This window comes from Peribacillus asahii (assembly GCF_003570725.1).
Taxonomy (GTDB): domain Bacteria; phylum Bacillota; class Bacilli; order Bacillales; family DSM-1321; genus Peribacillus; species Peribacillus asahii.
The window spans coordinates 52,287-61,222 of the sequence record NZ_QWVS01000038.1 but is presented as its reverse complement, the minus strand read 5'-3'; the positions used below and the strand labels follow the sequence as shown (position 1 = coordinate 61,222).

Below are 8,936 nucleotides of genomic sequence, written 5' to 3'. Positions count from 1 at the left end.
CGATAGAATTTGACTTGCTCATATTGCACTTTTTTATCGTGTGTGCTCACTTAAAAAAATAACGTTGGCGCTTTGTTTTGTTCAGTTTTCAAAGAGCAATTTCCGCTACCTTGCAGAAGCGACTTTTCAAATATAACATTCACTTCGAATTAAGTCAACACTTTTTAGAAGTATTTTTCTTAAACATTATCTCGTAAACGCTGTTTTAATAAGATAACATTTTATTTTTATCCCGTCAATCGAAATTTCAAAAAAATCTATCCATTTTCATTTTCAAAACATTATGTTACCTACAATAAAAAAGAGAATTGAATAGAGACAACTCGCAACTTCCTTGCGTTTCTCCATCCAATTTCCTTTTAAAAACGTTTTTCTTTTCGTATTATTTCAAGAAAATGAAATATAGAACAAAGACTACAAATAGTCCATACATAATTGGGTGTACTTCTTTCGCTTTCCCTTTCATTATCATTGTGATTGGGTAAAATACAAAACCACAAGCAATTCCAGTAGCAATCGAATAGGTTAACGGCATCATAATAACTGTGAAGAATGCTGGAACAGCTACTTCAAATTGATCCCATTTAATTAAGCGAAGTGATGCAACCATCAGTACCCCAACAATAATCAACGCTGGAGCTGTTACAGCTGATGTAACAACCGCTAATAACGGAGCAAAGAATAAAGCTAAAATAAAACAGATACCTGTTACAATTGCTGCAAAACCAGTACGAGCACCTGCCGCAACACCAGAAGTTGATTCAACATAAGACGTTGTTGTAGACGTACCAAGAATTGAACCTGATACGATAGCAAGTGAATCTGCAAGTAACCCTTTACCCGCGCCTGGAAGTACGTTATTTTTCATAAGTCCCGCTTGTTGAGCAACAGCTACTAATGTACCAGCTGTATCAAAGAATGAAACGAATAAGAATGTTAAAATCACGACTAGTATATCTACTGTAAACAAGCTGCTCACATCAGTAAAGGCTTCAAACGCCGCCCCAAAAATTGGAGCAAGACTCGGAGCAGCACCTACAACCGCTTCAGGAGTAGAAACCAAACCAAAGATTCCGCCGACAACTGCTGTAATAACCATCCCAAAGAAAATACCGCTCTTAATTCCTTTTGTTAATAAAATAACAGTAATAACAATACCAAATATAGCTAGTAACGTATTACCTGTTAACTCTCCCAATCCAAGCAATGTATCTGGATTATCTACAATAATTCCTGAACCTTGAAATCCTACAAATGCAATAAATAAACCAATACCAGCCCCAACTGCATGTTTTAATTCTGCTGGAATTGCGTTAATGATTTTTTCACGAATACCTGATACTGATAAAAGAACGAAAACAACCCCAGAAATGAATACCCCTGTTAAAGCCGTTTCCCAAGGAATTTTCATCCCCAATACAACACCGAATGTAAAGAATGCATTTAGCCCCATTCCTGGCGCAAGTGCAATTGGGAATCTTGCAATTAATCCCATCAGTATGGAACCGATTGCAGCTGCTAAAGCGGTTGCCGTAAATACCGCCCCTTTATCCATGTTAGCCATTCCTAATATATTAGGGTTAACAGCCAAAATATATGCCATAGCTAAGAACGTCGTAATTCCGCCGATAATTTCACGGCGATAATTCGTACCTAGTTCTTCAAACTGAAAGTATTTCTTCATTCCCTAGTCTCCTCCGCAACGTCATATACGAAAAAAACTCCGTTCTCTACCGAACGGAGCTTGACTACATGTAAAAGAGGGCTTTACAAATGCTACATCTATACCTAAATTCTTTTACATCGTAGTCAAGCTGTTCACGGCAGCTTGGTAGAAACTTTCGGACCATATTTCCGATATTATACGACGAAACATTATTTTAATTTAATAAATATAGGTATAGTGTAACAATTCCTAATACACACGTCAACACCCAAGCCGAATATTCAGACAATTAAATCTTCTATCGTTCGTGATTAGATTATTTTCCCTCTTCAAACAAGAATAATATACGGAATATATAAGGAATTAGCCCTATTATCCCACTCAATTATTGCCGGTGGCTTACTCGTAATATCCATTGGTACATAAGTATTTTACACCCTTTATCAAGATAGAAAAAATCCGTTCAATTCATGTAATTCTTTTACTCCATTGTAGCAGGTGAATCCCTTGTATGTTTTCGTTCATATTATTTATCTGTTTGTTCTTGCTTCTTTTTCAAATACTCCGCACGTATTTTTTCAATTTGCTGCTTTTTATCAAATTTGGCAGGCTTGTGTTTTTCATGATACTTTGCCACAGCTACCTTACCTTTGGTATCCAATTGATATTTCCCCACTTTACTCACCTACTTTTCTTGTCCTTAAAAAGAATCTATTCAACAAATATAATGTCCCTTATTTTACTGAAGTAAACCTTATTAGTGTACCGCTAACCTTGCATATATCCGTAAAAACATTAAAAACTTAGTAAAATAATTCATAGCCAAATCGTAATTCATTATACTTACTCTTTACGATCTTGAATTTGCTGATTCATTTTAAAATCATCCATCAAATCATTAATTTTGTCCAAAATAAAAACTCCCCCTCTAGTTATTTGTTATAAACAACTAGAAGGGAGTTTAATTTTTGAAATATAAATCGTTGTACGTTAATCACAATATTAGTACTTAACAATTCAACTTAGACATTAGTACGACTGCGTTTATAACCTATTTCCATTATATTATTCGCAAGTCCTACTCCCACTCAATTGTTGCTGGCGGCTTGCTCGTAATATCATACACCACGCGGTTTACATGAGATACTTCGTTAACAATACGTGTTGAAATCGTTTCAAGTACCTCCCACGGAATACGTGCCCAGTCAGATGTCATTCCATCGATAGACGTTACTGCACGAATACCGATTGTATAGTCATACGTACGACCATCGCCCATAACACCTACACTGCGGATGTTCGGAAGCACTGTGAAGTATTGCCAAATATCACGGTCTAAGCCTGCTTTTTTAATTTCGTCACGTAAAATAAAATCAGACTCGCGAACAATCTCCAATTTGTCCTCTGTAATTTCACCTAACACACGAATCCCTAATCCTGGACCTGGGAATGGTTGACGCCATACAATCTCATCCGGAATACCTAGCTCTGTTCCAAGAGCACGCACTTCATCTTTAAACAATGTATTAAGCGGCTCAATTAACGTAAACTGCATGTCCTCAGGAAGCCCGCCAACATTATGATGTGATTTAATCGTTTGAGCAGTTGCTGTTCCGCTTTCAATAATATCAGTATATAGTGTACCTTGAGCTAAGAAATCAATACCTTCTAATTTCGTTGCTTCATCATCGAACACATAAATAAACTCATTACCGATAATTTTACGTTTTTTCTCTGGGTCTGAAACGCCTGCTAGCTTGTCTAAGAAACGATCAGCTGCATCTACTTTAATGACATTCATATGGAAGCCTTCACTAAAGGTTTTCATTACACCTTCCGCTTCTCCTTTGCGCAGTAGACCATTGTCAACAAAAATACATGTTAGTTGGTCGCCAATCGCTTTATGGATTAACACAGCTACAACAGAAGAATCTACGCCTCCGCTCAATGCACATAAAACCTTTTTGTCACCAACGATTTGACGGATTTTCTCTATTTCCACTTCAACAAAGTTTTCCATAGACCAATCACCTTTACATCCACACACTTCAAATACGAAGTTTTTCAAAAGGTCATTTCCATATTCTGAATGACGCACTTCTGGGTGGAATTGCACCGCAAATAAATTGCGCTCACGATCGCTCATTGCGGAAATTGGACAAGATGCACTTGTTGCATCTACTTGGAAACCTGCTGGTGTTTCAACAACTAAATCACCATGGCTCATCCAGACAGTTTGCTCTTTCGGTAAGTTAGCAAATAAGGCAGAATCATTTTGAACATTTAGAATCGCTTTTCCATATTCACGATGCTGTGCTGGCTCTACTTTTCCGCCGTAATATTGCGTCATCAATTGCATCCCGTAACAAATTCCGAAAATCGGTAACCCTAATTCAAAAATCGCTTCATCGCAACGGAAAGCTGACTCATCATAGACGCTGTTTGGTCCACCTGAAAAGATAATTCCCGCTGGATTCAACTTTTTGATTTCCTCTGCTGTAATCGTATGTGGATGTAATTCACTATATACACCAAATTCACGAATACGACGTGTAATCAATTGGTTATATTGACTTCCGAAATCAAGTACTACGATCATTTCTTGGTTTATTTCTGTTTTCCCCGGCACTATCGTCACCTCAACTAATGTATTTTCACTTGAGTCTTTCGAATCAAGTAATTACTTTTACTATTTCCATAACGAAAATATTATCATAAAAAAAACTAGAAATATGCCTTCATCATAACAAAAAGGCAGATTTCTAGTTTACACGTTGAAATCCGCCTTCATAGTCAAATCATTTCCGGTGATTTGGTAGATACTTTCGATCCGTATTATCGAGGATATATGAAGGGCTCTATACGTTTTACGGTCATTGTATCAGTATAATAAAAACAAGGTCAAGAGCTAGTTTTTCTCATTAAGGTTTCCCAGCTCTCTTGAAGTTCCCTCCACGCTTCTCCTTCTTCATCTCCTCTGTAAAGAATTAATTCATAGCGACGTGTTAGTTCGGTCATGAGATTTGTATCATAGACCGAATCAACATAAGCAGCATATTCGCGAAATGTTTGCCCCTTAAGACGCTTTAATCCCGCACGATGCAGTTGTTTAACAAGCACTTCATACGCTTCAGAAAAACAAATGGACTTTCGTTTACAACGAGTAATCAGTAAACGTGGTACCCATTTTCGACGAGTAAAAAATAAGCTAAGTACAACGATCACTACAATCCCTAAGCTTATCCAAAATGGCTTCATAATGGAGGCAAATTTCCCATTTGTTCCTCTTTCACTGATAGCATTCTTCTCTTCTTGCTGGGGTGTCTCGGCTTGATCTTCACGTACAGTAGCATGTTCCATATCACGATGAGTTGTCCTATCTGAATTAATAAATTCCGGTTCACTCGAAAATCCTTTCGTTGGTTCAAAAGAAATCCATCCAATTCCAGAGAAATACACTTCCACCCAAGAATGTGCATTATTATTCGTTACTTGATAAATAACCTCCCCTTCTTTAACCGTTCGCTCTCCTTCCGTGTACCCCTTTGCCCATCTAGCTGGAATACCTGCTGCTCGCAGCAAAACAACCATTGAAGTCGAATAGTTATCACAATAACCAGTCCTTGTTTCAAATAAAAACTGATCCACATAATCTTGATCTTTCGCTGGATAAGGAATGTCCTCCTTTGAATAAACAAATTCCGATCGATCAAAATAATCTTCTACAGCCTTGGCCTTATCGTACCAATTTAATTGATTCTCTGTCAGTTCCCTTGCTAAATCATACACTCTACTCGGAACACTGTCAGGCAGCTGCGTATATAAGTCCATCAATACATCCATCGTTTCATCAGCCTCTGTTACTTTTCGCAATTGCGCCAAATCATAACGAGACTGCTCATAATTCACTATATACTCACTTATATCTTGTAAAGTTCCATCCGCTGTCTGAGGCGTTAGTTTCTTTAGATTTGGTTCATATAGAAAAAATGAGACTCCCTCCGCCTTCACGTTTTTCAAATAACTTCCTGCTGGATAAAGAATATGTCCTTGGTCCTCTATGATAGATACCGATGCCGAGAGTGCTTTTGCGGCTACTTGCTCCGGCCCCTCATAATTCTCTAGCTCTGTCAGTTCATCGCCATTAGCTACAGGAAAGGCCGTTCCTTCTCCAACCGATGAAACCCACCCTTTCCCGGTATATACATTCTTACTTTCTACCTTCCAATAATAATCCGGCGTTGCTGTATGATAAAACACAACGGACGAATCGGGCTCAATAGAACCCCCGAGTTTTGAATCATCCTCGCTATATCCAACCTTACTAACGGAAGCTGTACTGTCCTCTCCCTTTGCCTGCTCAGAAAAGGATTGAATAAAAGGAATAGGGTCTGGCCACTGTGGACCAGGCTTTGGCAAAAGAAGGCCCATTGATACAAAAAAGGCTACCATAACAATAAGCGACATAGACCATTTCCCTAACAGGCGGAGCGACAACGCTGGAAACAGATGAACCAGCTTCATTACTCCCAATATCATAACCCCTGCTATAACGACTCTAACGATAGCTGTGCTTGCATCATAAATAGTAAAAGTATCCAAAACTGCTAAAAGAATAATCGTCATACTAAAAAAGAAAAACAGATTGCTCTTCATATAAATCCAATAATGAATCAAGTACGTCACAAGCCATAACAGCGCAAAAAATAATAAGGTCCGAAATGAATTGGTCATAAGCACCCAATCGCCACTCCATACATAAGCTATATTGACACCAAGTTCTCTTATCGAAAACAGTGCATCATCATATAACATATATGCTATTACGGCTATATATCCTATTAACACAACAAAACGAGCAAACCAGTGAAGAGAAAAGAAGTGAACAGCTAATGATAAAATGATAAACAGAATAAACACTTTCATATTCCCTGTATCCGTCAGTTCCGAGACCGGACGCATCCATTCTGTAAGGAGAAAAAATGAGAATACGTAGATGAATAGTTGTATTATATTTTCGACTCGTTTAGGCATCATTCTTACTCGCTCCCCCGGTTTGCGATATCACAAACTGAACCTGTACGCCTTGTTTCAACGCCACTTCCTGCACTATGTAATCTTCATCTTTTACCTGTTCCTTCACAACAAAACAAGTAACCGCTTGGTTATTCCTATACGCATATATGTGTTCAAGTTTTTCAAAGGTTAACTGAGTCGTCATCACAATAAGCTTCGCTTGATGCATCCCCATTCGAATATCGCGAGGTAAACTTTGATTCAAATTCGGCTGTACACGAGCTAAATGATAAAAAATCTCTCTCTTGTGCCTCTCCCCTTTACTTGTTGGCAGATATATATGCTGCATAGAATCAATCCAGCCAATCTGTATCCCCCGCTTTAGCGCTGCATGAACAAAAGAAGCAACGAAGGACACCATTTCTTCAAACGAGTCCGTATAACTTTGATCTAAAATAATATAAAATGTTTCCTTCCTTTGTTCATCGAATTCTTTCGTCATGAGCTTATTCGCTTTTGCAGTCGCTTTCCAATTAATCCAAGAGAGCTGATCGCCGGCCTGATACTCTCTCACACCAGAAATGACAGATTGGCGGGAGCGTGCTCTTTGCGAAAAGCCTTGCTCACCGCTCCATAATCGATTAAATTCCCGATAACTTAGCTCATGATAAGCCGGAAAAACAAGAATAGTATCCTCCGTTTTAAACATTTGTTCCTTGTGAAACAATCCTAGTACATCACCGGTATGTAGACGTATCCCTTGAAAAACGTGCTCCCCACGCGGAACATGTTCTACTGTATAATGCCAAGTCAACGTTTTTGTAAAGCCAACAAATAAAAGAGATTGCGGCGGTCTAAGCGCGGTCCCTTCTATATGCTCCTCTACTAATAAATAAAGAAGAGGAAATCGGCTTTTCCGTGTCACTGTAATATAGACATCCACTGCACTTCCAACTGAATATTCTTTCTTGGTAATCTTTCGCTCCACCTTATATACGTGAAACGAATGAAAAGACAACGCCAGTGAATAAAGAACAAAAGGGCACACGGCATAAAACAAAAACCAACTCACAAAACTACCTTGAAACATCGTAAATATAAACATAGCTAGAAGCAAACTAAACAGCCCTATCACTTTTGTATATCTTTTCACGTTCTTCATCACGTAGCCACTCTCTTCACTGGCACGGAAGTCGTCGAAAGAATATCTTGAAGAATAAACTCAGCATTTTCTGCAGAATATTGTGCTTCTGGTTGTAAAATTAATCGATGACTAAACACAAATGGCACTAAATACTGGATATCATCTGGAAGCACATAATCCCGGCTGCGTAATAGTGCATAAGCTTGAGCCGCCTTCATTAAAGCTATCGACCCACGCGGACTCGCGCCTAAATAAATACGGGAATCATTTCGTGTTCGATGCGCAAGGTCAATAATATATGCTTTCACTTTATCATCTACCACGACATTCTTTACCTCTGCTTGCAGCTGTAATAACTCCTCTAAACGAAGTACTGGTTGCAGTTCCTGAAGCGGTGAATAAGAACCTGCCCGCCGCAATACTTCCATCTCTTCCTCCACAGTCGGATATCCCATTTTCAGTTTTAATAAAAAGCGGTCAAGCTGCGCTTCCGGAAGCGGGTAAGTCCCTTCATGTTCAATCGGATTTTGTGTCGCCATTACGAAGAATGGCTGCTCTAATTTTCTCGTTTCTCCATCAATCGTAACACTGGCTTCTTCCATCCCTTCTAGCAGTGCTGATTGCGTCTTCGGTGAAGTTCGATTAATTTCATCAGCTAAAATAATATGTCCCATAATCGGCCCAGGACGAAAAACAAATTCCTGTTCCTTTGTATTAAAAACGGAAATACCTGTTACATCAGATGGCAGCAAATCAGGTGTAAACTGGATACGTTTAAACGTTGCTCCAATCGATTTCGCAAGAGCCTTTACGAGTACAGTTTTTCCCACACCCGGCACATCCTCAAGCAGTACGTGCCCCCCTGCTAGTAAAGCAACCATACTTAATTCAGCGACTTCCCTTTTTCCACTTACAACTCGATCAATATTGTTCAACACTTTTTCTAGTTTCAGATGTATTTGTTCTTGCATCATATTCTCCCCCCTGCCCTCTTAAACTAGTTCGACTATCCCTAAACATAATCCTCTATACAGTATGGCTATAACTTTACAATCTTATTTTTCTATTAAGCTTATCTCATTCAATGTATTTTGATTTGGCTTTATTAAA

The 8,936-nt window shown here is 38.7% G+C and carries 6 protein-coding genes and 2 riboswitches; all 6 genes read right to left on the bottom strand.

Going from position 1 to position 8,936, the window contains the following annotated elements; translation table 11 throughout:
• Window positions 1-382 precede the first annotated feature (382 nt).
• The 6 genes from D1953_RS16890 to D1953_RS16870 all read right to left on the bottom strand — a co-directional run bounded on the left by D1953_RS16890 (window position 383) and on the right by D1953_RS16870 (window position 8,800).
• Complete coding sequence (locus D1953_RS16890; protein WP_119118336.1) at window positions 383-1,684, bottom strand: NCS2 family permease; 1,302 nt, start codon at window positions 1,682-1,684, stop codon at window positions 383-385.
• A gap of 102 nt (window positions 1,685-1,786) precedes the next feature.
• Window positions 1,787-1,888, bottom strand: a riboswitch (purine riboswitch).
• A 304-nt stretch (window positions 1,889-2,192) separates the two neighbouring features.
• Window positions 2,193-2,342 carry a hypothetical protein gene (locus D1953_RS21420; protein WP_182480658.1) on the bottom strand — a complete coding sequence of 50 codons (150 nt, stop codon included), beginning with the start codon at window positions 2,340-2,342 and terminating at the stop codon, window positions 2,193-2,195.
• Window positions 2,343-2,744: 402 nt separating this feature from the next.
• Window positions 2,745-4,295, bottom strand: a complete 1,551-nt coding sequence (guaA, locus tag D1953_RS16885) for a glutamine-hydrolyzing GMP synthase (protein WP_119118335.1) — start codon at window positions 4,293-4,295, stop codon at window positions 2,745-2,747.
• 141 nt (window positions 4,296-4,436) lie between these two features.
• Window positions 4,437-4,538: riboswitch (purine riboswitch) on the bottom strand.
• Window positions 4,539-4,567: 29 nt separating this feature from the next.
• The gene (locus D1953_RS16880; RefSeq protein WP_119118334.1) at window positions 4,568-6,703 is read right to left on the bottom strand and encodes a transglutaminase TgpA family protein; all 2,136 of its coding nucleotides are present in this window, start codon (window positions 6,701-6,703) and stop codon (window positions 4,568-4,570) included.
• On the bottom strand, window positions 6,693-7,844 hold the full coding sequence (locus D1953_RS16875; protein WP_119118333.1) for a DUF58 domain-containing protein: 1,152 nt from the start codon (window positions 7,842-7,844) through the stop codon (window positions 6,693-6,695). The genes D1953_RS16880 and D1953_RS16875 overlap by 11 nt, the downstream gene beginning before the upstream one ends.
• Complete coding sequence (locus tag D1953_RS16870; RefSeq protein WP_119118332.1) at window positions 7,844-8,800, bottom strand: AAA family ATPase; 957 nt, start codon at window positions 8,798-8,800, stop codon at window positions 7,844-7,846. Before D1953_RS16870 ends, D1953_RS16875 begins: the two co-directional genes overlap by 1 nt.
• Between the last annotated feature and the right edge of the window lie 136 nt (window positions 8,801-8,936).

Bases quoted from the DNA above. Each gene is read 5' to 3' on its own strand.
- D1953_RS16880 (WP_119118334.1), bottom strand. From the start codon at position 6,703: ATGATGCCTAAACGAGTCGAAAATATAATACAACTATTCATCTACGTA.
- D1953_RS16870 (WP_119118332.1), bottom strand. From the start codon at position 8,800: ATGATGCAAGAACAAATACATCTGAAACTAGAAAAAGTGTTGAACAAT.
- D1953_RS16875 (WP_119118333.1), bottom strand. From the start codon at position 7,844: ATGAAGAACGTGAAAAGATATACAAAAGTGATAGGGCTGTTTAGTTTG.
- D1953_RS16890 (WP_119118336.1), bottom strand. From the start codon at position 1,684: ATGAAGAAATACTTTCAGTTTGAAGAACTAGGTACGAATTATCGCCGT.